Raw genomic sequence first — 25,188 nt, forward strand, 5'->3', positions numbered from 1 at the left:
GCCACGCCATGCTGACCCCCGATCACGCACAGGATATCGCCACCGGACTCGTGGAGCTGGCCAAAAGGAGCGGAGCCAGCGCGGCGGACGCCATGCTGGTGGCCGACATGTCCAGCAGCGTGTCGGTCCGGTTGGGCGAACTTGAGGACGTCAGCCGTTCCGAAGGGCAGGAGATCGGGCTGCGTGTGTTCGACGGCCAGCGGTCGGCTTCGGTGGCCTCGTCCGATTTTTCGGACGAAGCGCTTGCGGGGTTGGTTGAGCGGGCCGTGGCGATGGCGCGCGAGGCGCCGGAAGATCCGTACGCCGGGCTTGCGCCGAAAGAATTGCTGCTGACCGATGGCGCTCCGGATCTCGACACTTTCGATCCCCATGAGCCCCAGCCGGCCGAGCTGCGCGCGATGGCCCTTCGGGCGGAGAACGCGGCCCGCGCCGTTTCAGGCGTCACCAACAGCAACGGGGGCTCCGCTTCTGCCTCGCGCAGCACGGTCGCGCTGGCGACCTCGGGCGGTTTTGCCGGGTCGTATCGCTCGTCGGGGTTCAGCATATCGGCCAGCGTGGTTGCGGGCGACGGGCCGGCGATGCAGCGGGACTACGACTATCATAGCGCCCGCCATTTCGCCGATCTCGACGATCCGGAGGGGATCGGTCGCGAGGCGGCGGAGCGGGCGGTTGCACGGGTCGGTCCCATTAAGCCGCAACCGGGCCGCTATACGGTGTTGTTCGATTCGCGAGTGTCGACCTCTCTGCTTGGTCACCTGAGCAGTGCCATCAGCGGCGCGGCGATCGCACGGAAGACCAGCTTTCTTCTGGAACGGTTTGGCGAACAGGTATTTGCCGCCGGCGTGACGATCCGGGACGACCCCCATCGGCCGCGCGGCCTGCGGTCGCGGCCGTTCGACGGCGAGGGCCTGCCGGTGCGGGCGATCGACCTCGTGGCGGACGGTGTGCTGACCACCTGGCTTGCCGACAGTGCCGCCGCCCGGCAGCTGGGGATTGCGCCCACCGGCCACGCGGCGCGGGGCGTCAGCGGGGCCCCTGGGGCCGCGCCGAGCAACCTCACGTTGTTGCCCGGCAAACGGAGCCGGCAAGAATTGTTGGCAGCTTACCCTCGAGCGATCCTGGTTACCGAGCTGATCGGCCAGGGCGTGAACGGCGTGACCGGCGACTATTCGCGCGGCGCGTCCGGCTTCCTGATCGAAGGGGGCGAGATCGTCCGGCCCGTCGCGGAGATCACGGTCGCGTCGAACCTCAAGGACATGTTCGCGACCCTGGAGCCGGGAAGCGACCTTGCGCTTCGGCGCGGGATCGATGCGCCGACCGTGCTTATTCACGAGATGACGGTGGCGGCGGGCTGATCCCGAGCCGTGCCGCATCGATCTTGATGCAGCGGTTCATCACGACCTTCAGACCGGCAGCTTCGGCACGGGCGGCCGCGTCTTCGTTGATCACGCCCAGCTGCAGCCAGACGGCCTTGGCGCCGGCCGCGATCGCCTGATCGACCGCTTCGCCGGCTGCCTGCGGCCGGCGGAAGATATTCACGATGTCGATTGGCACGCCGATCTGCCCGAGGTCGTGCCAGACGTATTCGCCGTGGAGGTGTTCGCCGGTGATCTGCGGATTGACGGGAAGAACGCGCCAGCCGCGATCGGCCATGAACCTGGAGACGCCATAGCTCGGCCGGTCGGGGCGGTCGGATGCGCCGATCACGGCGATGGTGCGGCTGGTCGAGAGGAGTTTGGCGAGTTCGTCGTCGCGGGTCAGCATCAGGGCTTAACGGTCGGGGCGTCGGCGGTATCCAACTGCCCGAGCAGCTTCTCGGCAAGCAAGCGGAAGGCGTCGGCAGCGGGGCCGGTGCCGGCGGCCGGCGGTGTTCCCGCGTCGGATGCTTCGCGCAGGGTAGCGGACAGCGGCAGTCGGCCGAGGAAGGGGATGCCGAGCCGCTGCGCCTCCGCCTCCGCGCCGCCGCTCCCGAACGGGTCGGAGGGCTTGCCGCAATGCGGGCAATCGTAGCCGGCCATATTTTCGATCAGGCCGAGGATCGGGACGGACAACTTGCGGAACAGGTCCACCGCCCGGGTCGCGTCGATCAGGCTGAGGTCCTGGGGCGTGGATACGATCACGGCGCCCGACGGGCGCGACTTCTGCAAAAGGGACAGTTGCACGTCCCCGGTACCGGGCGGCAGATCCACGATCAGCAGATCGCGGTCGGACCAGTCGCCTTCCACCAGCTGGGTCAGCGCGCCCGAAGCCATCGGCCCGCGCCAGGCGAGCGCGTGGCCTTCACTGACGAGTTGGCCGACCGACAGCAGCTTCACGCCGTGCGCCTCGACCGGAATCAGCTGCTTCTCACGGGCCTCGGGCCGTTCGCTCGTCCCCAACAGTCGTGGCTGGGAGGGGCCATAGATGTCGGCATCGATGATCCCGACCCGTTTGCCGAGGCGCGCGAGAGCAACCGCCAGATTCACCGACACGGTGGATTTGCCGACCCCGCCCTTGCCGCTGCCCACCGCGATCAGCCGGGGACCAGCGGACTTGGCCGCGGTCAATGCGATGCGGGCGTCACGAGCCTCCGGAAGCGAGAGTGCCGCCGTCTGAAGGCGATGTTCCAGCGCCTTGCGATCCGCGGCCGACAGACCGGTGGCATCGGCAACCACCGTTGCGACACCATCCACCAGGCGCGCGGAACGGACGCGCGAAGCATCGGTGGTTTGGGCAAGAAGGTCCGCCAGGTTCATCGGTGCGGACTAGGCGCGGTGCCCCTTTCGCGCAATCGCGCCGATTGTTCCGGGGCCCCACTGTTAATCTGCCGGTCCGCTTCTATATCTTGCGCCATGAGCATGATTGCGGGGTGGGCCCACAGGGCCCGCGGATTGTGGGCCGACAGCAAGGGACCCTGGGGTCCGATGGGCGGCGGTAGTGGCGGTACGGGTGGCAGCGAGCCGCCCCGCAAGGCCGGCAACAGCCCCTGGGGCGATGGCGCGCCGCGGCGGCCAACCGGCCCGGCAACCGGGAATGTCACCAGCCTGGATGAACTGCTGCGCCGCGGCCGCGAGCGGTTCGGCGGCCCGGCGGGACGCGGACGCGGTCCCAATCGGTCGATGGTCGTCTGGGGCCTGATTGCCTTTGCGACGCTGTGGCTGCTCTTCACCACCGTGCATCGCATCGCGCCCGAAGAGCGCGGCGTGGTGACCCAGCTTGGCCGCTACAGCCGAACGCTCAGCCCCGGCATCGGCATAACCCTTCCGGCGCCGCTCGAGCGTGTACAGAAGATCGACGTCGAGAATATCCGCAACATCGATCTCGGCTCGGCCGCCGAAGAGACGCTGATGCTGACGGGCGACCAGAACATCATCGACATCGCCTACTCGGTCCGGTGGAACATTCGTGATCCCGAGCAATATCTGTTCGAGCTCCAGAACCCGGAAGAAACCATCCAGCAGGTCGCCGAAAGCGCCATGCGGGCGGCCCTCAGCACCGTCACGCTTGACGAGGCGATCGGCCAGCGTCGCGGCGAGATCGAGGCGCAGGTCCAGGAAACCATGCAGCGGGTCCTCGACAGCTATCAGTCGGGCGTGGTCATCCGGGGCGTCGCCATCCGCCAGGCGGATCCGCCGGCGGCGGTCAACGAAGCCTTCAAGGACGTGACGGCCGCGCAGCAGGAGGCGCAAAGCTATATCAACTCGGCCAATGCCTACGCACTTCAGCTGCGGCAGAAGGCACAGGGTGAGGCGGGCGCGTTCGACCGCATCTACGAACAATATCGCTTGTCGCCCGAGGTCACTCGTCGTCGCATGTACTATGAAACCATGGAGCGCGTGCTGAAGAACGTGGACAAGACCATCGTGGAAGCGCCGGGCGTGACTCCGTATCTTCCGCTCAATCAGAACCAGGGCCAGCGGACCACCGCGCCCGCCGTCCAGGATCCTCCCGCTGCGAATGCTCAACCGCAGGGGGCAGGCCGATGATCGACGCGATCCTTCGCCGGCCCATCCTGTGGGGCTTCGTAATCCTGTTCGCGCTGATAACCCTGCTGTCGAGCGTGATCATCGTTCCCGAAACGCGGCAGGCGCTGATCGTCCGGCTGAGCGCTCCCGACCGGATTCTCGGGCGAACCCAGGCAGGCCTGAACTGGCGCATCCCGTTCATCGAGAACACCGTGTGGATCGACAAGCGCGTGCGCGATGTGGACATGGAGCGGCAGCAGGTGCTGTCGACCGACCAGCTGCGCCTGCAGGTCGATGCCTTCGCCCGGTACCGCGTGGTCGATCCGCTGCGAATGTACATCACCGCGCGTTCGGAAGAGCGGGTGACCGACCAGCTTCGCCCCATCCTGGGCTCCGCTCTGCGCAACGAGCTCGGCAAGCGCGAGTTCGCGTCCCTGCTCAGTCCCGAGCGCGAGGGTGTCATGGAGGCCATCCGCCAGGGTGTGGACCGGGTCGCGCGGCAATATGGCGTCCGAATCGTCGACGTTCGCATCAAGCGCGCGGACCTTCCCGACGGCAGCCCGCTCGAGTCCGCGTTCCAGCGCATGCGCACGGCGCGTGAACAGGAAGCGCGTTCGATCCGGGCCGAAGGCGCCAAGCGCGCGCAGATCATCCGGGCGGATGCCGACGCGGAAGCCGCGCAGACCTATGCCGCAAGCTTCGGCAAGGATCCGGAATTCTATAATTTCTACCGCGCCATGCAGAGCTATGAAGCGACGTTCCTCGGTGAGAACGGCGGCCGGTCGCAGAACCCGACCACCATGATTCTCTCCCCGCAGAACGAATTCCTGCGTGAGTTCACAGAACCACAGCGGAGATAGTTTCGTTATTCAAACAGCATTCAGGCGCTTGACCTAGCACCGCTGAACACGGCCAACTCGTTTAAAGGACATGCAATGACGTCGCCGAAGGAGTTTTCCCCAGTGCGCTATGCCTATGGTGTCGCGGCAGCCTTGTTGATCGGAGGGACGGCCTTTTCGGTCGCTACCGGGCCAGTCGGCGCACAGGTTGCCCAGAATGCCCCCGCGCAAATGGCGCCCCGTGCCGGAGCACCGGGTTCGTTCGCCGATCTGGCGGCCCGGCTGCAACCCGCCGTGGTCAATATCTCCACCCGCCAGCGGGTACCGGTCCGGGCGCAAGGGAGCGATCCGCTGGAAGAATTCTTCCGCCGCTTCGGTGCGCCGACGCCCGAAGGCGGGCAGGGCGGCAGCCAGGGTCCGCGCACGCGTGAGACGGGTTCGCTGGGATCCGGCTTCATCATCTCGGCCGACGGTTATATCGTCACCAACAATCACCTGATCCAGGGCGCCGGCGGCAACGGCACGGTGGACCAAGTGACGGTGACCCTCCCGGATCGGCGGGAGTTTCCGGCCCGGATCATCGGTCGCGATCCGCCCTCCGACCTTGCGCTGCTGAAGATCGAGGGCCGCAACCTGCCGTTCGTGAACTGGGGTGACAGCACCCGCGCGCGGGTCGGCGACTGGGTGGTGGCGATCGGCAACCCCTATGGCCTGGGCGGCTCGGTCACGGCCGGCATCATCTCGGCCCTTCACCGCGGGATCACCGGGGCAGGCGCCTATGATCGCTACATCCAGACCGATGCCAGCATCAACATGGGCAACTCCGGCGGCCCGATGTTCGACATGGCCGGCAACGTGATCGGCATCAATTCGGCGTTGATCAGCCCGACCGGCGCCAACGTCGGCATCGGCCTTGCCATCCCGGCGGAACTGGCCCGGCCGGTGATCGACAGCCTGCGCCGCGGCCAGCGGCCGGAGCGGGGCTATCTTGGTGTCGGCCTTCAGCCGATCAACGACGACGATCTCGCCGCATCGCTCAATATTCCGAAGGGCCGGGGCGAACTGGTTCGCTCGGTTGTTCCGGGCGCATCGGCCGATCGGGCCGGCATCCGCCAGGGCGATGTGATCCTTTCGGTCAACGGGCGGGCGGTGACCGAAGAGAACACCGTCTCCTTCCTCATCGCGAACACGCCGGTCGGCCAGCGCGTACCGGTCGAAGTGGTGGGTGCCGACGGTCGCCGCCGCGTGGCCCAGGTGCAGGTGCAGCAGCGCCCGACCGAAGAAGAACTGGCGCGGCAGGTGGGATCGGGCGGCAACGCCTTCCCCGACAGCGACGAGAACCAGTCGAGCCCCGTGCCCCCGGCACAGGCGCTCGGGCTTTCGCTGCAGCCGTTGACGCCGGAGATCGCGCGCGCGGTCAACCTGCCGACCAATGCTCGCGGCGTGATCATCGCCCGGGTCGATCCCAACAGCGATGCGGCCGAGAAGGGGCTTCGTCGTGGGGATCTGGTCATTTCTGTCGACCGCCAGGTCGTGACCAGTGCCGCAGACGTCACCGCGCGGGTCAACGCCGCTCGCACCGCGGGCCGGCGTTCGGTCCTGCTGCTCGTGAAGCGCGGGCAGGCACCCGAAGCCTTCTTCGCGGTCGACATCGCGGCCCGCTAACCGCTAGGCTCGCTTCCCTGATCATATGGGGGAGCGAGCCTTGGCGACACAGCCTATCACCAGCATCTTCATCGGCGCGGCCGGCGGTGGTGCCAATCCGCAGCGGCTGGAGCTAAGTCGGGCCAACCGCCACGGGCTGATCGCCGGCGCGACCGGCACCGGCAAGACGGTGACCCTGCAGGGGCTGGTCGAGGGCTTCAGCGCAGCGGGCGTTCCGACTTTCGTCGCCGACGTGAAGGGCGACCTGGCCGGGCTGGCCATGCCCGGCTCGCCGACCGCAAAGACCCACGAGCCCTTCGCCGCCCGCGCGGCCGACATCGGCGACAGCGACTGGCGCTATGCGGCTTGTCCCGTCCAGCTATGGGACCTGTTCGGGGAGCAGGGCCATCCCGTCCGCACGACCGTCAGCGAAATGGGGCCCTTGCTCCTGGCCCGCCTGATGAACCTCAACGAGGTGCAGGAGGGCGTGCTGACCATCGCCTTTCACGTCGCCGACGAGGAAGGGTTGCTGCTGCTCGACCTCGACGACCTGCAGGCGATGCTGATCAGCGTGGGCGAGCGAGCGGACGAGCTGACGCTGCGGTTCGGCAATGTGTCCAAACCGAGCGTCGGCGCGATCCAGCGTTCGCTGCTGCAGCTCCGCAGTCAGGGCGCGAGCAACTTCTTCGGCGAACCGGCACTCGCGCTCGAAGACTTCCTCAAGCTGGACGAGAGCGGGGCCGGGGTGGTCAATATCCTGGCTGCCGACCGATTGATGGCCTCCCCTCGCCTGTACGCGACCTTCCTGTTGTGGCTGCTTTCCGAACTGTTCGAGCTGCTGCCCGAAGTCGGCGACCAGCCCAAGCCCAAGCTGTGCTTCTTCTTCGACGAGGCGCATCTGCTGTTCGAGGACGCGCCGCCCGCGCTGCTCGAAAAGGTGGAGCAGGTCGTGCGGCTGATCCGCTCAAAGGGCGTCGGCGTTTATTTCATCACCCAGAACCCGATCGATATTCCCGACAAGGTCGCGGGACAGCTCGGGAACCGGGTCCAGCATGCCCTGCGCGCCTTCACTCCCCGCGACCAGGCCGCGGTCAAAAGCGCGGCGGAGACCTTCCGCCCTAACCCCGAGGTCGACGTGGCGAGCGCGATCACTCAGCTGAAAGTGGGCGAAGCGCTGGTATCACTGCTGCAGCCGGACGGCGCGCCGTCCCCCGTCCAGCGCACATTGATCAAGCCGCCGGGCAGCCGCGTTGGACCCTTGGAGAAGAACGAGCGCGCCGTGCTGCTGACCACGGACGTGATCGGCAGCAAATACGACCAACTGCTCGACCGAGACAGTGCCGAGGAAGTGCTTGGCGCGAAGGCGACCGAGGCCAGCGCTGCCGCGGCCGCCGCGAAGGCGCAAACGGAGGCTGACAAGCAGGCAGCGCTGAAAGCCAAAGAGGATGCGCGGCTGGCAAAGGAACAGGCTCGGGCCGACGCGGCGGCGCGGCGCGAGGAGGAGCGCCTGCAGCGCGAGCAGGAACGCCTTGAGGAGCGCACGCGCCGCGAGGCCGAGCGCGAGGAAGCCCGCCGGGCGCGTGAAGCGGCCAGACCCACCATGTTCGACAAGGCCGTGCAAAGTGCCACCCGGTCGGCGGCCAGCTCGGTCGGACGGAGCCTGGGCAACCGCCTGTTGCGCGGAATCCTTGGCGGATTGTTGAAATAGGCTTCGTCATCACAGGCTGGGTTAGGCCTCGCCCGGCTGCCGAGGGGCAAAGGTGCCGGAACAGGTGCGGGATGACGAACACTTGATTGCGGGCGCGTGACGGCGCATCCGCACCGCATGAGCCTGTTGAACACCGATTTCTCCGCCGCGGCTGCGGCCGAGTTCGACGACATGATCGCGCTTCGTCGCGCCATTCACGCCGATCCCGAACTGGGGCTGCACTGCACCCGGACCACGGCCAAGCTGAAAGCGGCGCTTGACGGTTTGCCGCTGGAGATCCGCGACTCCACCTCGACCAGTGGCTTCGTCGCGATTTTGCGCGGCGGCCAACCCGGGCGGACCGTGCTGCTGCGCGGCGACATGGACGCGCTTCCGATCCATGAGGAAACCGGACTGGACTTCGCGTCGCGGACTGCCGGCCAGATGCATGCCTGCGGCCACGACACCCATTCGGCGATGCTGGCGGCGGCGGCGCGGATCCTGTGCGCCCAGCAGTCGAGCCTGCAGGGCACGGTCGTCTTCATGTTCCAGCCGGGCGAGGAAGGGCATCATGGCGCTCGGCACATGATGGCGGACGGGCTGTTGGACGACCCTGTCCCCGACGCCGCCTTCGCGCTGCACATCTGGCCGACGTTGCCGGGCGGGCAGGTCGTCAGCCGGCCGGGCGCGCTGCTGGCCTCGACGGACACGGTGATCGCCAAGATCCGCGGCAAGGGCGGCCATGCCGCGATGCCATATGATGCGGTGGACCCGATCCCCGTCGCCTGTGAGGCGGTCGGCGCGCTGCAAAGCTGGATCGCTCGCCGGACCCGGTTCTTCGACCCGGCCGTCCTCTCTATTACGCGGATCAATGCCGGCTTCACGCACAACGTGATTCCCGACGAGGTGGACGTGCTCGGCACGCTGCGCACCCTGTCCGACGACACCCGCCAGGATGGACGCCGCGCCTTTGTGCGGGTGATGCAACATGTCGCCGCCGCCCACGAATGCGAAGCGGAGGCGCGGATCGACGAGGGCTATCCCGCCACCCGCAACGATCCGCGCGCCGTTCGGCTGGTCGAGGAGGTCAGCAGCGACCTGTTCGGGGCGGAGGCGTACCAGGAAATACCCAACCCGATCATGGGCGGCGAGGACTTTGCCTATGTCCTGCAGAAGGTGCCGGGCGCGATGGCGTTCATCGGCGTTGCCCCGCCCGGCGAGGAGGCGGCCAGCCGGGCGCCGCTGCACAATGCCAAGATGACCATTCACGAAGAGTGGCTGCAGCGGGGCGTTGCGCTTCACTGCGCCTTTGCAACGCGCTTCCTTGCGCGCGGTTGGGAGTAAGAGCTTGGCAACAGTGACGGCGTCTCCTGCCGCGGCGACCATGCCGCTGAGGGAACTCACCTTCCGCGGCATCATTCTGGGCGCGATCCTGACGCTGCTGTTCACGGCCGCAAACGTCTATCTGGGCCTCAAGATCGGCATCACCTTCGCCACGTCTATTCCGGCGGCGGTGATTTCGATGGCGGTCCTCCGGGCACTGCGGAATGCGACGATCCAGGAAAACAACATCGTCCAGACGATCGCCTCCGCGGCGGGAACGCTGAGCGCGATCATCTTCGTGTTGCCGGGCCTGGTGATGGTCGGCTGGTGGACCGGTTTTCCCTATTGGTTGAGCGTCGCGGTGATCGCCATCGGCGGCGTGCTGGGCGTGATGTATTCGGTGCCGCTCAGGCGGGCATTGGTGACGGGATCGGACCTGCCCTATCCCGAAGGCGTTGCGGCGGCCGAAGTGCTCAAGGTCGGCGCTGGCGTCGGCGGGGCCGAGGAGAACCGCAAGGGTCTGCGCGCCATCACCCTGTCGTCGCTGGCGAGCGCGGCCTTCGCGCTGTTCGCCCAGTTCAAGCTGGTCGCGGCCGAGGCTGCGACGACCTTCCGGGTTGGAGCAGGCGCCACCACGGTTTCCACGAGCCTGTCGATGGCGCTGATCGGCGTCGGTCATCTGGTCGGGCTGGCCGTCGGCATCGCCATGTTCGTCGGCCTGTTGATCAGTTGGGCCGTGCTGGTCCCGTGGTTGACCGGGCTGACCCCGGCGCCGGCCGGGACCGAGCTCGACGCCTTCGTCGGTGGGGTCTTCCGTGAGCAGGTTCGATTCATCGGTGCGGGGACCATCGGCGTCGCGGCGATCTGGACCCTGCTCAAGATCCTCGGCCCGATCGGCCGCGGCATTTCGGGTGCGATAGCCGCCAGCCGGGCGCGCAAGGCCGGCGGACAGGATAGCCTGGCACTGACCGAGCGGGATCTGCCGATCGGCCTGATCGCCGGCACGATCCTGCTGTCGATGATCCCGATCGGATTGCTGCTGTACGGCTTTGCCCAGACCGGCCCGATCGCGGCCAACCCCGGCGCCACCATCGGGCTGTCGATCGGCTATATCCTCATCGTCGGAGTGATCATCGCCAGCGTATGCGGGTACATGGCCGGGCTGATCGGCGCATCGAACAGCCCGATCTCCGGCGTGGGCATCCTCGCGGTGCTCGGCATCTCCCTGATCCTCGCGGCGCTGTTCGGACGGGTGGACGAGGCGTCGGCGCAGAGCCTGGTGGCATTCGCCCTGTTCGTGACCGCCATCGTGTTCGGCGTCGCGACCATCTCGAACGACAATCTGCAGGATCTGAAGACCGGACAGCTGGTCGGCGCAACACCCTGGCGGCAGCAGGTGGCCTTGGTGCTTGGCGTGCTGTTCGGTTCGGTGGTGATCCCGCCCATCCTCGACCTGCTCAACAGCGCCTTTGGTTTCCAGGGTGCGCCGGGCGCCGGCGAGAACGCGCTCGCTGCCCCCCAGGCCGCGCTGATCTCAGCGATCGCCCAAGGGGTTCTAGGCGGATCATTGCGCTGGGACCTCATCAGCTATGGTGCACTCATCGGCGTTGCGGTGATCGTCGTGGACGAGGCGCTGCGGCGTTCGAAGCGGGGCGCGATGCCGCCCCTGGCCGTCGGCATGGGCATTTACCTGCCGATGGCGCTGACCCTGCTGATCCCGCTGGGCGCGCTGATCGGACATCTCTACAATCGCTGGGCCGCGCGGTCGGGCAACTTCGAATTCAAGGAGCGGCTCGGCGTCCTGATGGCGACCGGGCTGATCGTGGGTGAAAGCCTGTTCGGCGTGGCGTTTGCCGGGATCGTCGCGGCGACCGACGACGACACGCCGCTGGCCCTGGTCGAAGACTTCCCCTTGGCCGTCCCGCTCGGCCTGCTACTGTTCGCGGCCGCCATCGCCTATCTGTACAATTGGACGCGGCGTAACGCGGCGGCAACCGCCCCGCACGACCCCGCCGAGATCCCCCCGCGTGAGGCCAACGTCCGATGACCCCCAAGCACCTGGGCCAGACCAGCGGGCTTCCCGCGTCCCCGGAGGAAGCGGAGCTCGACTATGTGCCGAATCCGCGGGCAGGAAGCCTTTATCTGGTCCGGTTCGCAGCGCCGGAGTTCACGTCCTTGTGTCCCGTCACCGGTCAGCCGGACTTTGCGCACCTGGTGATCGACTATGCGCCGGGCGAGACGATCGTCGAGAGCAAAAGCCTGAAACTGTTCCTCGGCGCGTTTCGCAATCATTGCGGCTTTCACGAGGATGTCACGGTCGGCATCGGTCAGCGGCTGTTCGCGGAGATGACGCCGCGCTGGCTGCGCATTGGCGGATATTGGTACCCCCGGGGCGGCATCCCGATCGACGTGTTCTGGCAGTCCGGCGCTCCGCCCGAGGGGTTGTGGGTCCCGGACCAGGGTGTGGCCAGCTATCGCGGGAGAGGATGATGGACGATCTGGTGACGACGGAATGGCTGGCGGGCCAGCTGGGCAGTCCGGGCCTGACCGTCCTCGATGCCAGCTGGCATATGCCCGCGGACAATCGCGATGCGCGTGCCGAATATGAGGAGCGCCACATTCCCGGCGCCCGCTTCTTCGACATCGACGCGTTGAGCGACCATGACGCAGCGTCCCCTCACATGCTGCCGTCCGCGCAGCAGTTTTCTTCCGCCATGCGCGACCTCGGCGTGTCCGAGGACGACCGGATCGTCATCTACGACGACAGTGCGCTCAAGACGTCCGCCCGCGCCTGGTTCATGCTCCGCCTTTTCGGACCACTTCATGTCGCGATCCTCGACGGCGGGCTGGGCAAGTGGCTGGCCGAAGGCCGTCCGGTCGAGCGCGGATATCCGCCGGCGAACCATGCATTTTTCGAAGCCGTTGCGGACGCGGGGCGGGTGGTGAACAAGGCCGCGGTGCTGGCGGGGCTGGGCGCGCCGCTGGTGGACGCACGGAGCCAGGCGCGCTTCGAGGGAAGCGACAAGGATCCGCGGCCGGGGGTTGCAGCCGGCCATATCCCAGGCGCGCGGAACCTGCCTTACTCCGCGCTCTACCGCGAAGATGGCACTTTCAAGTCGCGCGACGAGCTTCGCGCCGCGTTCGAGCAGGCCGGTGTTGATCCATCCAGGCCCTTCGTCGCCACCTGCGGGTCGGGGGTCACGGCCAACAGCCTGATCTTTGCCGCGCACCTGCTAGGGAACGACGCGGTCCGACTTTATGACGGTAGCTGGAGCGAGTGGGGCAGCGACCCGGCCACGCCCAAGGAACTTGGTCCGGCGGCCTAGCGGCCCGCGAACAATTGTTCGATCCGGGCAAGGTCGGCCCGCAGTCGCTCGGACAGCACCTCGGTGGCGGCCGGGTTGACCGGTCCTGCGAAGATCACCTCGAAACCGCGTCCGGCGGAGCGGGCGGCCCGGTTGGCACGGGCTTCGAAACAGCGACGGGTCGCTGGTGGAAGGTCGATCCAGGCCTCCTGAAGGGCGATCGGCTGGGCCAATTGCTCGCTCGTCTTGCCGGCCATCATGTCCGCCGTGCGCAAGGCCTGCCGCAGACTCGCGAGATGGGCGACCGCGTGAGCGGTGTCATCGACGGCCGGAGCGAAGGAGCCGTCCGGCGTTAAGGGGCTTGGAAGCGGTTGCGCCATGCCCTTGGGTGTGGTGGGCAATGGCTAACAAAATGTGAAGATCGCGCGCTGCACCCGTCCCGCAGCGGGACGAGGCGGTTCATGCGATCCCCCAATCGCGCATTCAGGCGGCGGCGGGAGCGGTTTCCAGGTCGCGCAGGATCCAGCCGCGTTGCGGGATCGTCTCGATGAACTCCGCACCGCCGGAGGCCATGCGAAGCTTCTTGCGCAGTTTGGAGATGAACACGTCGATGATCTTGGGCTGCGGCTGGTCGTCGGCTCGGCGATAGAGATGCTTCAGCAGCATCGTGCGCGTGACGACGTTGTTGCGGGCGAATGCCAGCAGCTCCAGCACGCGATATTCCATCTCGGTAATGGCAATGGGATGCCCGTCGATCCGGATCAGCCGCTGGACCTGGTCGACCGCCAGTCGGCCACCACACAGGGTCGCCGGCATTTCGCCGCCACTGGCGCGGAGCGACTGGAGCATTCGCGAGGCGACCTCGTCGCCATCGTCGCGGCCGTGGGTCGATGGAGCCCCGATCAATTGCTGCTGCATCTCGGCGATCGCCCGGTGGGCTTCCTCGACCAGCTTGGCGCCTTCCTCGAAGCGGCGGCGCGATCGGTCAAGCATGGCTTCGACCTCAACCAACCGTGCGGAAAGATTATCGTCCATGATCGCCCCGTCTCCTCCGTTCATCAGGGCGTCGAAACCGACGCGACCTGCGTGTCGCCTTCCGGTGCATTGATGATCGTCCGCGTGGTCTCGCCCTTGTCGACCACCTGCGTGCCGGCATCACCCGCCAGGCTGCGGATGCCGAGTGCGGCACGGTCGGAACCGGCCTTTTCAAGCAGGCTGGTCTCACCGGCCGAGCGCGGGGCCGGACCGCCGAACAGGGCCTGGATCGCCTGCTGCTGCGCATCGGAGGCGGACAGGCTGGCAGTGCCCGGCGCGGGCGGAGTGAGGGAATAATCCGGCGGGATCACCAGCGGCGCGTTGCGGGCCACGGCGAACTCGTCCAGCCGGCTTGCCTCGCCCCCGCCGAAGATGGAGCTGCAGCCCGTAAGGCTGACGGCGACAAGCCCGGTCAGCAGGGCAGTGGAGCTACGCATTGTTCACTTTCTCCTCAGGGCGGGCGTCTTTAATCAGGAACGCCCGCAATAACAGGATCACCACGCCGATGCTAATCGCTGCGTCGGCGACATTGAAGACCAAAAAGGGTCGGAAGTCACCGATGTGCAGGTCGGCAAAGTCCAGGACATAGCCGAACCGAGCTCGATCGACGATATTTCCCAACGCTCCGCCCAGCACCATGCCAAGCGCGATCTGGTCGCCGCGCTTGGGCTCTTTCCACAGCCAGTAGCTGACGACCGCCGCGATGCCGGCCGTGAAGGCGACCAGCAGCCAGCGATGCGTGTCGTTGGCGGCCGTGAGCAGGCCGAGCGAAATGCCGTGATTGTGGACGCGCGTCAGGTCGAAGAAGGGCAGGAGGTGCAGCTGCTGTCCAAGCTCCGTCAGGCCGAGCGGCCCGGCCACCAGCCACTTGGTCAGCTGGTCGGCGATGAAGATGACCAGTGCGACGAGCAGGCCGGTGCGGGGAAAATGGCTCACGCGACCACCTCCTCGCAGCGAGCGCAGAGGCCGACGTCCGGGGTCACCTCCGGCAAGTGGCGCCAGCAGCGGTCGCATTTCTGGTAATTGGTGCGGTGCACGATGACTGCCGGTCCTTCCGTGACGCTGGTCGTGTCCACCAGCACTTCCGAGACGATGAACAGCTCGGCAAGCTCATCCGACGACAGGGCTGGGCGGTCCTGGGCATCGGCGACCCCGAGTGCGACGCGGGCTTCCAGGCTGGAGCCGATCGTCTTATTGCGGCGCAGCGGCTCGATCTCGCCGGTGACCTGCTCGCGCAGGATCCGGTGGGCGGTCCATTGCTCCGCCAGTGCCGGGTCGGCCCACTCGCCGACCTGCGGCCACTCCAGCAGATGCACCGACCCACCGTCCGGATAGCGCGTGCCCCAGACTTCCTCGGCGGTGAACACCAGCACGGGGGCGGCGTAGCGGACCAAGGCATGGAACAACGTGTCGAGCACGGTGCGATAAGCGCGGCGCTTCGCGTCCTCGGTCGCGTCGCAGTAGAGCGAGTCCTTGCGGATATCGAAGAAGAAGGCTGACAGGTCGTTGTTGCAGAAGTCCGTCAATGCGCGCGTGTAGGCATTGAAGTCGAACTCGGCGGTGGCGCGCTTCAGTTCTGCGTCCAAGGTGGCGAGCAGGTGGAGCATGTAGCGCTCCAGCTCCGGCATCTCGGACACGTCGGCGACCCGCTCGTCTTCGCCAAACCCGTCGAGCGCGCCGAGCAGGTAGCGGAAGGTGTTGCGGAGCTTGCGATAGCTGTCCGCGACCCCGGCCAGGATCTCCTTGCCGATGCGGTGGTCCTCGGTGAAGTCCACCGACAGCGCCCACAGCCGCAGGATGTCCGCGCCATTGTCGCGCATCAGGTCGAGCGGGTTGATGGTGTTGCCCAGGCTCTTGGACATTTTCATGCCCTTGGAGTCCATGGTGAAGCCGTGGGTCAGGACCGCCTCGTACGGCGCTCGGCCGCGGGTGCCGCAGCTTTCCATCAGCGAACTCTGGAACCAGCCGCGGTGCTGGTCGGAGCCTTCGAGGTAGAGGTCGGCGGGCCAGCGCTGCTCGGGCCAGCGGCCGCTTTCCAATACGAAGGCATGGGTGCAGCCGCTGTCGAACCAGACGTCGAGAATGTCGGTGACCTGCTCGAAATCGTCGGGATTGCGGCCTTCTCCGAGTAAGCGGGCAGCAGCGCCCTCTTCGCTCCAGGCGTCGACGCCCTTCTCGCGGATGGCGACGACAATGCGGGCGTTGACCTCTGCATCGACCAGGTATTTGCCGGTCTTGCGCTCAACGAACAGGGTGATCGGCACGCCCCACGCGCGCTGGCGGGAAATGACCCAGTCGGGGCGGTCCTGCACCATGGAGCCGATCCGGTTTCGGCCCTTTTCGGGAATGAAGCGGGTGGCGGCGATGGCGTTGAGGGCCGTTTCGCGCAGAGTTAGCCCCTCTCCCCCGCGGGGAGAGGGAGGGAGTGGCGAAGCCGCGGAAGGGTGAGGGGTGTGCTTGGGTGAGCTGTCACACCCCTCACCCTCCCACTGCTGCGCAGCGGGCCCCTCCCTCTCCCCTGTTGGGAGAGGGGCGAGTTCCTTATCCATCGCGATGAACCATTGCGGGGTGCAGCGGTAGATAACGCGGGCCTTGGAGCGCCACGAGTGCGGGTAGCTATGGCGGAAATCGCCGGCGGAGAGCAGCGCGCCCGCTTCGCGGAGGTCGAAGCAGATCGGGCCGTCCGGTGCATTGAATTTCTGGTTGATGACCGAACCCTGGCCGCCGAGCCACGCCCAATCCTCGCGATATTTGCCGTCGCCCTCGACCGCGAACACCGGGTCGATGCCGTGCGCCTTGCAGACCTCGAAATCCTCCTCCCCATGGTCGGGCGCCATGTGGACGAGGCCGGTGCCGGCATCGGTGGTGACGTGGTGACCGGGGATCAGCGGTCGCGGACGAGCGAAGAAGCCGCCGAGGTGGTGCATCGGGTGGCGGGCGATGGTGCCGGCGAGGTCCGAGCCCGTCCAGCGGGTCGGTTCGGGGGACGGGTCGGCCGCCTCGATCGCATCCATCTCGGCGAGGAAATTTTCGTGCCACTCCAGCGGCAGGTCGATCGATGGTGCGTCCTGGTCCCGCAGCAACTCGTCGCTCAGGCGGCTGATCAGGGCAGGCTTAAGCGCACTGGCGACGAGGAACTTCCGCGCTGGATCGCCCCACTCGATCAACTCATATTCGACCTCTTCACCATAAGCGATCGCCTGGTTGACGGGGATCGTCCACGGCGTGGTGGTCCACACCACTGCATGGGCGCCGACCAGCTCAGGGATAGGGCTTTCGACGATCTCGAACGCCACGTCGATCTGGGTCGAAGTGACGTCCTCATATTCGATTTCGGCCTCGGCCAGCGCGGTCTTTTCGACCGGGCTCCACATCACCGGCTTGGCGCCACGGTAGACCTGGCCACTTTCCGCGAACTTCATCAGCTCGGAGACGATGGTCGCCTCGGCCTGAAAGTCCATCGTCAGATATGGCTGGTCCCAATCACCGCCGATGCCGAGCCGCTTCAGCTGCTCACGCTGCACGTCGACCCAATGCTGGGCATAGGCGCGGCACTCGGCACGGAACTCGGCCGGGGGGACCTCGTCCTTGTTGCGCTTCTTCTTGCGGTACTGCTCCTCGACCTTCCACTCGATCGGCAGCCCGTGGCAGTCCCAGCCGGGCACGTAGGGCGCGTCCTTCCCCAGCAGCGTCTGGGTGCGCACCACCATGTCCTTCAGGATATGGTTGAGCGCATGGCCGATGTGCATGTCGCCGTTGGCGTAAGGCGGGCCGTCGTGGAGAATGAACTTTTCCCGCCCGGCGCGCGCCTCGCGGATGCGGGCGTAGAGGTCCTGTTCCTGCCACTTGGCGAGGATCTGCGGCTCCTTCTGCGGCAGGCCGGCCTTCATCGGAAAGTCGGTCTTCGGCAGGAAGACGGTGGAGCGGTAGTCTGGCTTTTGTTCGGCGTCTGACATTTGCGCGCGGCTCTAGCGGGGCTTGTCGATAATGCAAAATGCGTCGTCACCCCGGACTTGATCCGGGGTCTGACTTCTTCTTCCTAAGCAAAAGGAAGGCGGATCCCGGCTCAAGGCCGGGATGACGAGGGCAGCAGCAGCCGCCGGGCCTCGGCCTCGTCCTGCTTCATCTGCTCGACCAGCGTGTCCATGCTCTCGAACTTCTCTTCACCCCGCAGGTAGGCGTGCAGCGACACATCCAGCGTCCGGCCATAAAGATCGCCTCCATAGTGGAACAGGTAGGTCTCCAGCAGTTCCGCCGGCGGATCGAAGGTCGGGCGGATGCCGAGGCTCGCCACCCCAGCATGCTCGGTGCCGTCGTCCAGCCGGGCCCGAACCGCGTAGATGCCGTAGGTGGGCCGCAGGTAGTCGCCAAGTCGCATGTTGGCGGTGGGGTAGCCCAGCGTTCGGCCACGCTTGTCGCCATGCTCCACCTTGCCCGCGATGGCGAAGGGGCGAGAGAGAAGACGGGTGGCGGTGCCCGGGTCGGCGGACTGGAGCGCGTCGCGGATGCGGCTTGAACTGACCGGTTCCTCGCTCAGCGCCACTGGCGCCACCGCCTCCGCCGTGACACCGTATCGCGCACCAAGTTCACGCAACACCTCGACATTGCCACCGCGTTTCGCGCCAAAGGTGAAGTCCTCGCCCGTGACCACCCCGGCCGCGCCGATCTGCTCTGCCAGCAGCCTGGCCACGAAATCCTCCGCGCTCGTGCCGGCCAGCCAGGCGTCGAAACGAAACACCAGCATCGCGTCCGCGCCCGCCCCGGCGAACAACCGCTGCCGCTGATCCAGTGTGGTCAGGCGGAACGGTGGCACATCCGGGCGAAAGAAGCGGACCGGATGCGGGTCGAAGGTTGCGACGATCGCCGGGCGTCCCTCATGCGCCGCCCGCGCGACCGCCCGCCCCACCACCGCCTGGTGGCCGAGGTGGAAACCGTCGAAATTGCCAAGTGCGACGATAGCCCCGCGGAACCGATCGGGGATGCCGTCCGACAGGGAAAGCCGCTCCATTGCGTTCGGCTGTAGCGGAGGTGCAATCCATCCGCAAAGCGGTTGACTCAAGGCTCTCCTACACATATCTGCGCCGCATCCCGTTCCTCCGGTGACCGGCGGCGCATGTCTTGCGTCCGCCGTTTTTCCGTTGGTGGCGGGTCCCAGCGACGAGATGGGGCACTCGAGAGTGCCCTGTGGAGCAGACGGAGAACTAGGAACACATGGCACGTATTGCGGGTGTGAACATCCCGACCAACAAGCGCGTGGAAATCGCGCTGACCTACATCCACGGCATCGGCCGGACCAAGGCGAAGGAAATCGCCGCCAAGCTGAACATCGCTTCCGAGCGCCGGGTTCAGGACCTGTCGGACCAGGAGGTCCTGCAGATCCGTGAAACCATCGACGCCGATCACACGGTGGAGGGTGACCTTCGCCGCGAGACCGCGATGAACATCAAGCGGCTGATGGACCTGGCCTGCTATCGTGGCCTGCGTCACCGCAAGGGCCTGCCGGTCCGCGGCCAGCGCACGCACACCAATGCGCGCACCCGCAAGGGCAAGGCCAAGCCGATCGCAGGCAAGAAGAAGTAACCAAGCTGGGGCGCTCGGCGCCACGCTACATGCGTGGTGACGTGCCTCACCCTTCCTCTTTCCGACGGAGGCTCGCCTCCGCACGCAACATAGTTTCAGGATGTAGAGACCAATGGCTCAAGCACCCCAGCGCCTTCGCCGCCGCGAGCGCAAGAACATCACGGCCGGTGTCGCCCACGTGAACGCCAGCTTCAACAACACCATGATCACCATCACCGACGCGCAGGGCAATGCGATTGCCTGGAGCTCGGCCGGAATGATGGGCTTCAAGGGCAGCCGCAAGTCGACCCCCTACGCCGCGCAGGTCGCGGCCGAGGATGCGGGCCGCAAGGCCGCCGACCACGGTGTTCGCACGCTGGAAGTCGAAGTGAAGGGTCCGGGCTCGGGCCGCGAGAGCGCGCTTCGGGCGTTGCAGGCGGTCGGGTTCCAGATCACGTCCATCCGCGACGTGACCCCCATTCCGCACAATGGCGTCCGCCCGTCCAAGCGTCGCCGCGTCTAAGCCTCACGGCCGGAGTGATCTTCGGCCGCAAGGTTTGCAAACGATAACGATAACAGGGGCCTGGCGAGACGTCGCCGCCCCGCTGCCAAGGAAGCAAAATGGCCGTCAACGCAAAGAACTGGCAGGAATTGAAGAAGCCGAACGCGCTGGAGCGCAAGGTCGGCGGCGATGCTCGCCGCAAGGCCGTGTTCGTGGCCGAGCCGCTGGAGCGTGGCTTCGGCATGACCCTGGGCAATTCGCTGCGCCGCGTGCTCCTGAGCTCGCTTCAGGGCGCCGCTGTCACGTCGATCAAGATCGAAGGCGTGCTTCACGAGTTCTCGAGCCTTGCCGGTGTGCGTGAGGACGTCACCGACATCGTTCTCAACATCAAGCAGGTCGCGCTGAAGATGGAAGGCGAGGGGCCCAAGCGGCTGCACCTCACCGCCACCGGCCCGGGTGAAGTCACCGCCGGCCAGATCCAGACCTCGGGCGACATCGAAATCACCAACCCCGAACTCGTCATCTGCCACCTCGACCAGGGTGCGACGCTCAACATGGAACTGACGGCCGATATTGGTAAGGGCTATGTCGCCGCTTCGGCGAACCGCCCGGCCGACGCGCCGATCGGCCTTATCCCTGTGGACGCGCTGTACAGCCCGGTTCGTCAGGTCGCCTACAAGGTCGAGAACACCCGCGTCGGGCAGGAGCTTGATTATGACAAGCTGACCCTGACGGTCGAGACGGACGGTACGGTCAGCCCTGAAGAGGCGGTCGGCTATGCCGCGCGCATCCTGCAGGATCAGCTGGCCCTGTTCGTCGGCTTCGACGACGGCCAGATCCGGAGCTCCTCGCCGATGATCGGCCAGGCCGCGGCGCCGAGCGCCGGTTCGTCCATGCCGGAAGCGACCGCCGACACCAACCAGCTTAATCGTTACCTGCTCAAGAAGGTGGACGAGCTGGAGCTGTCGGTCCGTTCGGCCAACTGCCTTAAGAACGACAACATCATCTACATCGGCGACCTCGTCCAGAAGACCGAGGCCGAGATGCTGCGCACGCCGAACTTCGGCCGGAAGAGCCTCAACGAGATCAAGGAAGTGCTTGCGTCCATGGGTCTGCGCCTAGGCATGGACATCCCGGGCTGGCCGCCCGAGAATATTGAAGAGATGGCCAAGAAGCTCGAGCAGGAAATGCTCGGCTAGTTTCTCGAACTGGCTGCTTTCGGATTTAAGGCTGCATGTTAGGGCCGGTTCGTGTTCGAGCCGGCCTTTTCATTGGTCCTGACATGGCTGCCGCAGCTATCGAACTGGCGCCAAATAGTTTTTCTGCATTTCGGCGATTGCGGTAACGAAAGGTTGCTAACAGGGAATGTTGCTGCGCTGCAACAGTGCTCCGCTGTTTCCCCGGATGTCGGCAGAATTCTGCAACTCTTAAGGTGCGGGTCGGTTAGGGCTGCACCTGCTCAACCCACAATAGAAGGGGATAGTAATGAAGAAGTTCCTCCTGGCGGCTGCCGTTTCGGCCGCGGCAATGGCCAGCCCGGCCGCCGCGCGCGACGGTTCCGCTTACCTCGGTCTGGAAGCGGGCGTCCTGTTCCCGAAGGACCAGGATGTCGACATCACGATCGTTGACGCGACCGGTGATGGCACCATCACGACCGACTACAACGACGCGATCGGCATCGACTACAAGCGTGGTCTCGATCTCGGCGTGATCGTCGGCTACGACTTCGGCATGTTCCGCCTCGAAGGCGAACTGAGCCAGAAGCGCGCCAAGCTCGACAACCTCGAGTTCAGCGGCGAGCTCGAAGACGACCTCGGCCCGATCGCCGATGAAGACTTCGACCTCGACGGCCGCGCCAAGGTTCTGTCCGGCATGCTCAACGGCCTCGTCGACTTCGGCAACGAAGACGGCGTCAGCTTCTACGCCGGTGGCGGCGTCGGTCGCGCTCGCGTCAAGTTCGCTGGCGAGAAGGACAACGCCTGGGCCTACCAGCTCATCGCCGGTGTTCGTACTGCGGTCAGCGACAACATCGATCTCGGCCTGAAGTATCGCTACTTCCGCACCGGCAAGCTCGATTTCTTCGACGAAACCACGCCGTTCTTTGACGACGGCGCCGGGATCGCGGCGTTCGGCAACTTCGAGCAGAAGTTCCGCAGCCACTCGCTGCTGGCCAGCCTGATCTTCAACTTCGGCGCTCCGGAAGCGGCTCCTCCGCCGCCGCCGCCGCCGCCGCCTGCTCCGGTTGCTCCGCCGCCCCCGGCGACGCAGACCTGCCCGGACGGTTCGGTGATCCTGGCGACCGACAGCTGCCCGCTGCCGCCGCCCCCGCCGCCGCCGCCGCCGCCGGCTCCGGAGCGCGGCTAAGCGCTTTTGTCGGGATGGATCCGGGTTCGCCCAGGTCCGACCTGACGATCGAGAGGCCACGGGGCATGTCCCCGTGGCCTTTTCGATTCCCGCGCGTGCCGCCTTCATTGCCTCCCGAGCTACTCTGGGCTAAGGGCGCCACGTCCTGCGAGTAGTCAGACTCGCGGGCAAGCTCGTCCTTTGCGTGCGCAGGTCAGGTCGGTCGTCATGAGGCCACGCCCCCTGACGCGTTTGTCGCATCGGCAGGTTTGCTCGCTCTTCCTGCTCACGGGACGCTTGTGCCGGCATGGGGCCGGGCAGGCGTTTACCGGGTTTCCAGGCCCGCCAGATGGCAAGCCGACCATGGTGGTCCGGCTGGCGGCAAACGAAACAAAGACTGAAAGTATCACATCCTCATGGCCACTACGGCTTTCCCAACGCGCGATGATTTCGCGGCTCTCCTGAACGAACAACTTGGCGGCGAGAACGAGGCATTCGAAGGCCGCGTCGTCGAAGGTACGGTTACGGCGATCGAAAACGACCTCGCGGTCATCGACGTCGGCCTGAAGAGCGAAGGCCGCGTGCCGCTGCGTGAGTTCGCTGCGCCGGGTCAGAAGGCGGAGCTCAACGTCGGTGACAAGGTCGAGGTTTACGTCGACCGGGTCGAGAACGCGAACGGCGAAGCGATGCTCAGCCGTGACCGCGCCCGTCGCGAAGCAGCTTGGGACAAGCTGGAAAAGGAATTCGAGGCCGGCAACCGTGTCGACGGCGTGATCTTTGGTCGTGTGAAGGGCGGATTCACGGTCGACCTGGGCGGTGCCGTGGCCTTCCTGCCGGGCAGCCAGGTCGATATCCGTCCGGTGCGCGATGTCGCGCCGCTGATGGACTTGCCGCAGCCGTTCCAGATCCTGAAGATGGATCGTCGCCGCGGGAACATCGTGGTGTCGCGCCGGGCCATCCTGGAAGAAACCCGCGCCGAGCAGCGCAGCGGCCTTATTCAGTCGCTGGCCGAGGGTCAGGTGATCGACGGCGTCGTCAAGAATATCACCGACTATGGCGCGTTCGTGGACCTGGGCGGCATCGACGGCCTGCTGCACGTCACGGACATCAGCTACAAGCGCGTCAACCACCCGAGCGAGGTCATAAACATCGGTGACACGGTCAAGGTGCAGATCATTCGCATCAATCGCGATACGCAGCGCATCAGCCTTGGCATGAAGCAGCTGGAAAGCGATCCGTGGGAAGGCGCATCGGCCAAGTATCCGATCGAGGGCACGTTCCGCGGCCGGGTTACCAACATCACCGAATATGGTGCCTTCGTCGAGCTCGAGCCGGGCATCGAGGGCCTCGTCCACGTGTCGGAGATGAGCTGGACCAAGAAGAACGTCCACCCGGGCAAGATCGTCAGCACCAGCCAGGAAGTCGACGTCAAGATCCTCGAGGTCGATCAGGAGAAGCGTCGGATTTCGCTGGGCCTCAAGCAGGCTCAGACCAACCCTTGGGCCGACTTCGCGGAGAAGCACCCGGTCGGTTCGACCGTCGAAGGCGAAGTCAAGAACGCCACCGAATTCGGCCTGTTCGTCGGCCTCGACGGCGACGTGGACGGCATGGTCCACATGTCGGACATCGCTTGGGGCGTGTCGGGCGAGGATGCGCTTCAGCTGCACCGCAAGGGCGAGCGCGTCGAAGCGCAGGTCCTGGACGTCGATGTCGAGAAGGAGCGCATCAGCCTGGGCATCAAGCAGCTCGAGCGGGGCGGGGTCGCCGTCGGCGGTGGCACCGGCACGGGCGCGAACAAGGGCGAGACCGTGACGGTCACCGTTCTGGAAGTTCGCGACGGCGGTCTTGAGGTGCAAGTCGGCGACGATGGCGCGACGGGCTTCATCAAGCGGACCGATCTTGGCCGCGATCGTGACGAGCAGCGGCCGGAGCGTTTCCAGGTCGGTCAGAAGTTCGACGCACTCGTCACCGGCTTCGACCGGTCCAAGAAGCCGACCTTCTCGATCAAGGCGCTGCAGATCGCCGAGGAAAAGCAGGCGGTTGCGCAGTACGGAAGCTCCGACTCGGGTGCGTCGCTCGGCGACATCCTGGGCGCGGCGCTGAAGGATGCGGCCACCAAGAAGTAAGGCATCAAAGGGCGCGGCGGCCGGGATCGTCGCGCCCTTTGACTTTTTTGAACAGCTCGCTTGCTTGCGCACCCGTTCATCTTCTGACAGCTTGGGTCGGGGTAAGCGTCTGGACTGTAAGGCTAAGCGGGGAACGAGCAGGCATGATCCGATCGGAACTGGTGCACAAGCTGTGCGGCGACTTTCCGGACCTTACGCAGCGCGAGGTGGAGGATCTTGTCTCCGCGCTGTTTGATTCGATCACCGAACAGCTTGCCACCGGCGGCCGCGTCGAACTGCGCGGCTTCGGCGCGTTTTCCACCCGCCAGCGGGACGCCCGCGTCGGCCGCAATCCGCGCACGGGCGCCAGTGTCGACGTGGAGGCCAAGCGCGTGCCGTACTTCAAGCCCGGCAAGGAAATGCGTGAGCGGCTCAACCTTGGCGAAGTGACTGCCGAATAGCGTCCGCGGAGCGTTCTGGCTCCAGCGACGCGTAAGTCGCATCAGGGTTCTGGAAGGCTGACTCTCCGGCCCCGACCAGCGCGAGCCGAACTCACGCTCTCAGTGGCTTGAAGCAGGCGTCCATCCTGCAAATCTCAGCCCTTGACCTCGATCATCCTCCGCCCAACAAGCACGCCGTGCGGACGTGGCGGAACCGGTAGACGCTGGAGACTTAAAATCTTCTGCCCCAGGGCGTGCGGGTTCGAGTCCCGCCGTCCGCACGGACGGGGACCCAGCCCGTGGCCGCGGCCACAACTTCAAACCTGTGCGCGAAAACAGCCAGCGAGGTGCTGGCGGCAGCAATCACCGGGTCGCCGCCGCTCACCTCAGCCCAACAGCCCCGCGGGGAAAGTCCAGCGATATTGGTTGCATCCTGTCCCGCGGCGGGACGGCGGGAGCAAG

The 25,188-nt window shown here is 66.2% G+C and carries 23 protein-coding genes and 1 tRNA gene; 16 read left to right on the forward strand and 8 right to left on the reverse strand.

All coding sequences use genetic code 11. The features are described from left to right. The first annotated feature begins 8 nt into the window (after positions 1–8). On the forward strand, positions 9–1,355 hold the full coding sequence (locus AC4GYS_RS05760) for a TldD/PmbA family protein (RefSeq protein ID WP_491108137.1): 1,347 nt from the start codon (positions 9–11) through the stop codon (positions 1,353–1,355). Here the strand turns inward: AC4GYS_RS05760 and AC4GYS_RS05765 are convergent. Next, a complete protein-coding gene (locus AC4GYS_RS05765) occupies positions 1,324–1,764 on the reverse strand; it encodes a CoA-binding protein (protein WP_491108138.1) in 441 nt (146 codons plus the stop codon). The genes AC4GYS_RS05760 and AC4GYS_RS05765 overlap by 32 nt on opposite strands. Further along, on the reverse strand, positions 1,764–2,735 hold the full coding sequence (locus AC4GYS_RS05770) for an Mrp/NBP35 family ATP-binding protein (protein ID WP_491108139.1): 972 nt from the start codon (positions 2,733–2,735) through the stop codon (positions 1,764–1,766). The genes AC4GYS_RS05765 and AC4GYS_RS05770 overlap by 1 nt, the downstream gene beginning before the upstream one ends. A 96-nt stretch (positions 2,736–2,831) precedes the next feature. Between AC4GYS_RS05770 and hflK the strand changes: the two genes are divergently transcribed. The 8 genes from hflK (at position 2,832) to sseA (ending at position 12,763) form a co-directional block, all read left to right on the forward strand. Then, positions 2,832–3,965, forward strand: coding sequence for an FtsH protease activity modulator HflK (hflK, locus tag AC4GYS_RS05775; RefSeq protein ID WP_491108140.1), 1,134 nt, complete (start codon positions 2,832–2,834; stop codon positions 3,963–3,965). Then, entirely contained in the window at positions 3,965–4,804 is an 840-nt protein-coding gene (gene hflC, locus AC4GYS_RS05780) for a protease modulator HflC (RefSeq protein WP_491109366.1), read from the forward strand. The genes hflK and hflC overlap by 1 nt, the downstream gene beginning before the upstream one ends. Positions 4,805–4,879: 75 nt before the next feature. Next, positions 4,880–6,448: a Do family serine endopeptidase gene (locus AC4GYS_RS05785; protein ID WP_491108141.1), complete on the forward strand. Its 1,569-nt coding sequence runs from the start codon at positions 4,880–4,882 to the stop codon at positions 6,446–6,448. 40 nt (positions 6,449–6,488) lie between these two features. Next, positions 6,489–8,135, forward strand: a complete 1,647-nt coding sequence (locus AC4GYS_RS05790) for a helicase HerA-like domain-containing protein (protein ID WP_491108142.1) — start codon at positions 6,489–6,491, stop codon at positions 8,133–8,135. 117 nt (positions 8,136–8,252) lie between these two features. Next, positions 8,253–9,458 (forward strand): M20 metallopeptidase family protein, encoded by a 1,206-nt coding sequence (locus tag AC4GYS_RS05795; RefSeq protein WP_491108143.1) that lies wholly within the window; start codon positions 8,253–8,255, stop codon positions 9,456–9,458. A gap of 40 nt (positions 9,459–9,498) precedes the next feature. Further along, complete coding sequence (locus AC4GYS_RS05800) at positions 9,499–11,484, forward strand: OPT family oligopeptide transporter (protein WP_491109367.1); 1,986 nt, start codon at positions 9,499–9,501, stop codon at positions 11,482–11,484. After that, positions 11,481–11,927, forward strand: coding sequence for a preQ(1) synthase (queF, locus tag AC4GYS_RS05805; RefSeq protein WP_491108144.1), 447 nt, complete (start codon positions 11,481–11,483; stop codon positions 11,925–11,927). The genes AC4GYS_RS05800 and queF overlap by 4 nt, the downstream gene beginning before the upstream one ends. After that, positions 11,924–12,763: a 3-mercaptopyruvate sulfurtransferase gene (sseA, locus tag AC4GYS_RS05810; RefSeq protein ID WP_491108145.1), complete on the forward strand. Its 840-nt coding sequence runs from the start codon at positions 11,924–11,926 to the stop codon at positions 12,761–12,763. The genes queF and sseA overlap by 4 nt, the downstream gene beginning before the upstream one ends. Here the strand turns inward: sseA and AC4GYS_RS05815 are convergent. The 6 genes from AC4GYS_RS05815 to AC4GYS_RS05840 form a co-directional block, all read right to left on the reverse strand. Beyond that, on the reverse strand, positions 12,760–13,143 hold the full coding sequence (locus AC4GYS_RS05815; protein ID WP_491108146.1) for a hypothetical protein: 384 nt from the start codon (positions 13,141–13,143) through the stop codon (positions 12,760–12,762). The genes sseA and AC4GYS_RS05815 overlap by 4 nt on opposite strands. A gap of 82 nt (positions 13,144–13,225) precedes the next feature. Next, the gene (locus AC4GYS_RS05820) at positions 13,226–13,777 is read right to left on the reverse strand and encodes a winged helix-turn-helix domain-containing protein (RefSeq protein WP_491108147.1); all 552 of its coding nucleotides are present in this window, start codon (positions 13,775–13,777) and stop codon (positions 13,226–13,228) included. A 23-nt stretch (positions 13,778–13,800) separates the two neighbouring features. Beyond that, positions 13,801–14,214 (reverse strand): DUF3035 domain-containing protein, encoded by a 414-nt coding sequence (locus AC4GYS_RS05825; protein WP_491108148.1) that lies wholly within the window; start codon positions 14,212–14,214, stop codon positions 13,801–13,803. Then, positions 14,207–14,713, reverse strand: coding sequence for a signal peptidase II (gene lspA, locus AC4GYS_RS05830; protein ID WP_491108149.1), 507 nt, complete (start codon positions 14,711–14,713; stop codon positions 14,207–14,209). Before lspA ends, AC4GYS_RS05825 begins: the two co-directional genes overlap by 8 nt. Then, on the reverse strand, positions 14,710–17,733 hold the full coding sequence (gene ileS / locus AC4GYS_RS05835; RefSeq protein WP_491108150.1) for an isoleucine--tRNA ligase: 3,024 nt from the start codon (positions 17,731–17,733) through the stop codon (positions 14,710–14,712). Before ileS ends, lspA begins: the two co-directional genes overlap by 4 nt. Positions 17,734–17,843: 110 nt before the next feature. Continuing rightward, positions 17,844–18,785 (reverse strand): bifunctional riboflavin kinase/FAD synthetase, encoded by a 942-nt coding sequence (locus AC4GYS_RS05840; protein WP_491108151.1) that lies wholly within the window; start codon positions 18,783–18,785, stop codon positions 17,844–17,846. Between the two features lie 203 nt (positions 18,786–18,988). On the opposite strand from AC4GYS_RS05840, the gene rpsM reads away from it, so the two are divergent. The 7 genes from rpsM to AC4GYS_RS05875 all read left to right on the forward strand — a co-directional run bounded on the left by rpsM (position 18,989) and on the right by AC4GYS_RS05875 (position 25,007). Further along, on the forward strand, positions 18,989–19,357 hold the full coding sequence (rpsM, locus tag AC4GYS_RS05845; RefSeq protein WP_491108152.1) for a 30S ribosomal protein S13: 369 nt from the start codon (positions 18,989–18,991) through the stop codon (positions 19,355–19,357). Positions 19,358–19,469: 112 nt separating this feature from the next. Further along, a complete protein-coding gene (gene rpsK, locus AC4GYS_RS05850) occupies positions 19,470–19,859 on the forward strand; it encodes a 30S ribosomal protein S11 (RefSeq protein WP_205481127.1) in 390 nt (129 codons plus the stop codon). 98 nt (positions 19,860–19,957) lie between these two features. Continuing rightward, complete coding sequence (locus AC4GYS_RS05855) at positions 19,958–21,037, forward strand: DNA-directed RNA polymerase subunit alpha (RefSeq protein WP_491108153.1); 1,080 nt, start codon at positions 19,958–19,960, stop codon at positions 21,035–21,037. 286 nt (positions 21,038–21,323) lie between these two features. Then, positions 21,324–22,202: an outer membrane protein gene (locus AC4GYS_RS05860; protein ID WP_491108154.1), complete on the forward strand. Its 879-nt coding sequence runs from the start codon at positions 21,324–21,326 to the stop codon at positions 22,200–22,202. A 395-nt stretch (positions 22,203–22,597) separates the two neighbouring features. Continuing rightward, entirely contained in the window at positions 22,598–24,307 is a 1,710-nt protein-coding gene (gene rpsA, locus AC4GYS_RS05865; RefSeq protein ID WP_491108155.1) for a 30S ribosomal protein S1, read from the forward strand. A gap of 143 nt (positions 24,308–24,450) precedes the next feature. Continuing rightward, positions 24,451–24,747: an integration host factor subunit beta gene (locus AC4GYS_RS05870; protein WP_491108156.1), complete on the forward strand. Its 297-nt coding sequence runs from the start codon at positions 24,451–24,453 to the stop codon at positions 24,745–24,747. Positions 24,748–24,925: 178 nt separating this feature from the next. Then, positions 24,926–25,007 (forward strand) — tRNA-Leu (locus tag AC4GYS_RS05875). Positions 25,008–25,188: the final 181 nt, after the last annotated feature.

The sequence above is a fragment of the Sphingomonas sp. SP1 genome, assembly GCF_058313395.1.

What these genes read in the sequence shown, in the direction of transcription:
- AC4GYS_RS05760 (WP_491108137.1), top strand. Translation starts at nt 9, where the DNA reads ATGCTGACCCCCGATCACGCACAGGATATCGCCACCGGACTCGTGGAG.
- AC4GYS_RS05765 (WP_491108138.1), bottom strand. Translation starts at nt 1,764, where the DNA reads ATGCTGACCCGCGACGACGAACTCGCCAAACTCCTCTCGACCAGCCGC.
- AC4GYS_RS05770 (WP_491108139.1), bottom strand. Translation starts at nt 2,735, where the DNA reads ATGAACCTGGCGGACCTTCTTGCCCAAACCACCGATGCTTCGCGCGTC.
- hflK (WP_491108140.1), top strand. Translation starts at nt 2,832, where the DNA reads ATGAGCATGATTGCGGGGTGGGCCCACAGGGCCCGCGGATTGTGGGCC.
- AC4GYS_RS05785 (WP_491108141.1), top strand. Translation starts at nt 4,880, where the DNA reads ATGACGTCGCCGAAGGAGTTTTCCCCAGTGCGCTATGCCTATGGTGTC.
- AC4GYS_RS05795 (WP_491108143.1), top strand. Translation starts at nt 8,253, where the DNA reads ATGAGCCTGTTGAACACCGATTTCTCCGCCGCGGCTGCGGCCGAGTTC.
- AC4GYS_RS05800 (WP_491109367.1), top strand. Translation starts at nt 9,499, where the DNA reads ATGCCGCTGAGGGAACTCACCTTCCGCGGCATCATTCTGGGCGCGATC.
- queF (WP_491108144.1), top strand. Translation starts at nt 11,481, where the DNA reads ATGACCCCCAAGCACCTGGGCCAGACCAGCGGGCTTCCCGCGTCCCCG.
- sseA (WP_491108145.1), top strand. Translation starts at nt 11,924, where the DNA reads ATGATGGACGATCTGGTGACGACGGAATGGCTGGCGGGCCAGCTGGGC.
- AC4GYS_RS05820 (WP_491108147.1), bottom strand. Translation starts at nt 13,777, where the DNA reads ATGGACGATAATCTTTCCGCACGGTTGGTTGAGGTCGAAGCCATGCTT.
- AC4GYS_RS05825 (WP_491108148.1), bottom strand. Translation starts at nt 14,214, where the DNA reads ATGCGTAGCTCCACTGCCCTGCTGACCGGGCTTGTCGCCGTCAGCCTT.
- ileS (WP_491108150.1), bottom strand. Translation starts at nt 17,733, where the DNA reads ATGTCAGACGCCGAACAAAAGCCAGACTACCGCTCCACCGTCTTCCTG.
- AC4GYS_RS05840 (WP_491108151.1), bottom strand. Translation starts at nt 18,785, where the DNA reads ATGGAGCGGCTTTCCCTGTCGGACGGCATCCCCGATCGGTTCCGCGGG.
- rpsM (WP_491108152.1), top strand. Translation starts at nt 18,989, where the DNA reads ATGGCACGTATTGCGGGTGTGAACATCCCGACCAACAAGCGCGTGGAA.
- rpsK (WP_205481127.1), top strand. Translation starts at nt 19,470, where the DNA reads ATGGCTCAAGCACCCCAGCGCCTTCGCCGCCGCGAGCGCAAGAACATC.
- AC4GYS_RS05855 (WP_491108153.1), top strand. Translation starts at nt 19,958, where the DNA reads ATGGCCGTCAACGCAAAGAACTGGCAGGAATTGAAGAAGCCGAACGCG.
- AC4GYS_RS05860 (WP_491108154.1), top strand. Translation starts at nt 21,324, where the DNA reads ATGAAGAAGTTCCTCCTGGCGGCTGCCGTTTCGGCCGCGGCAATGGCC.
- rpsA (WP_491108155.1), top strand. Translation starts at nt 22,598, where the DNA reads ATGGCCACTACGGCTTTCCCAACGCGCGATGATTTCGCGGCTCTCCTG.
- AC4GYS_RS05870 (WP_491108156.1), top strand. Translation starts at nt 24,451, where the DNA reads ATGATCCGATCGGAACTGGTGCACAAGCTGTGCGGCGACTTTCCGGAC.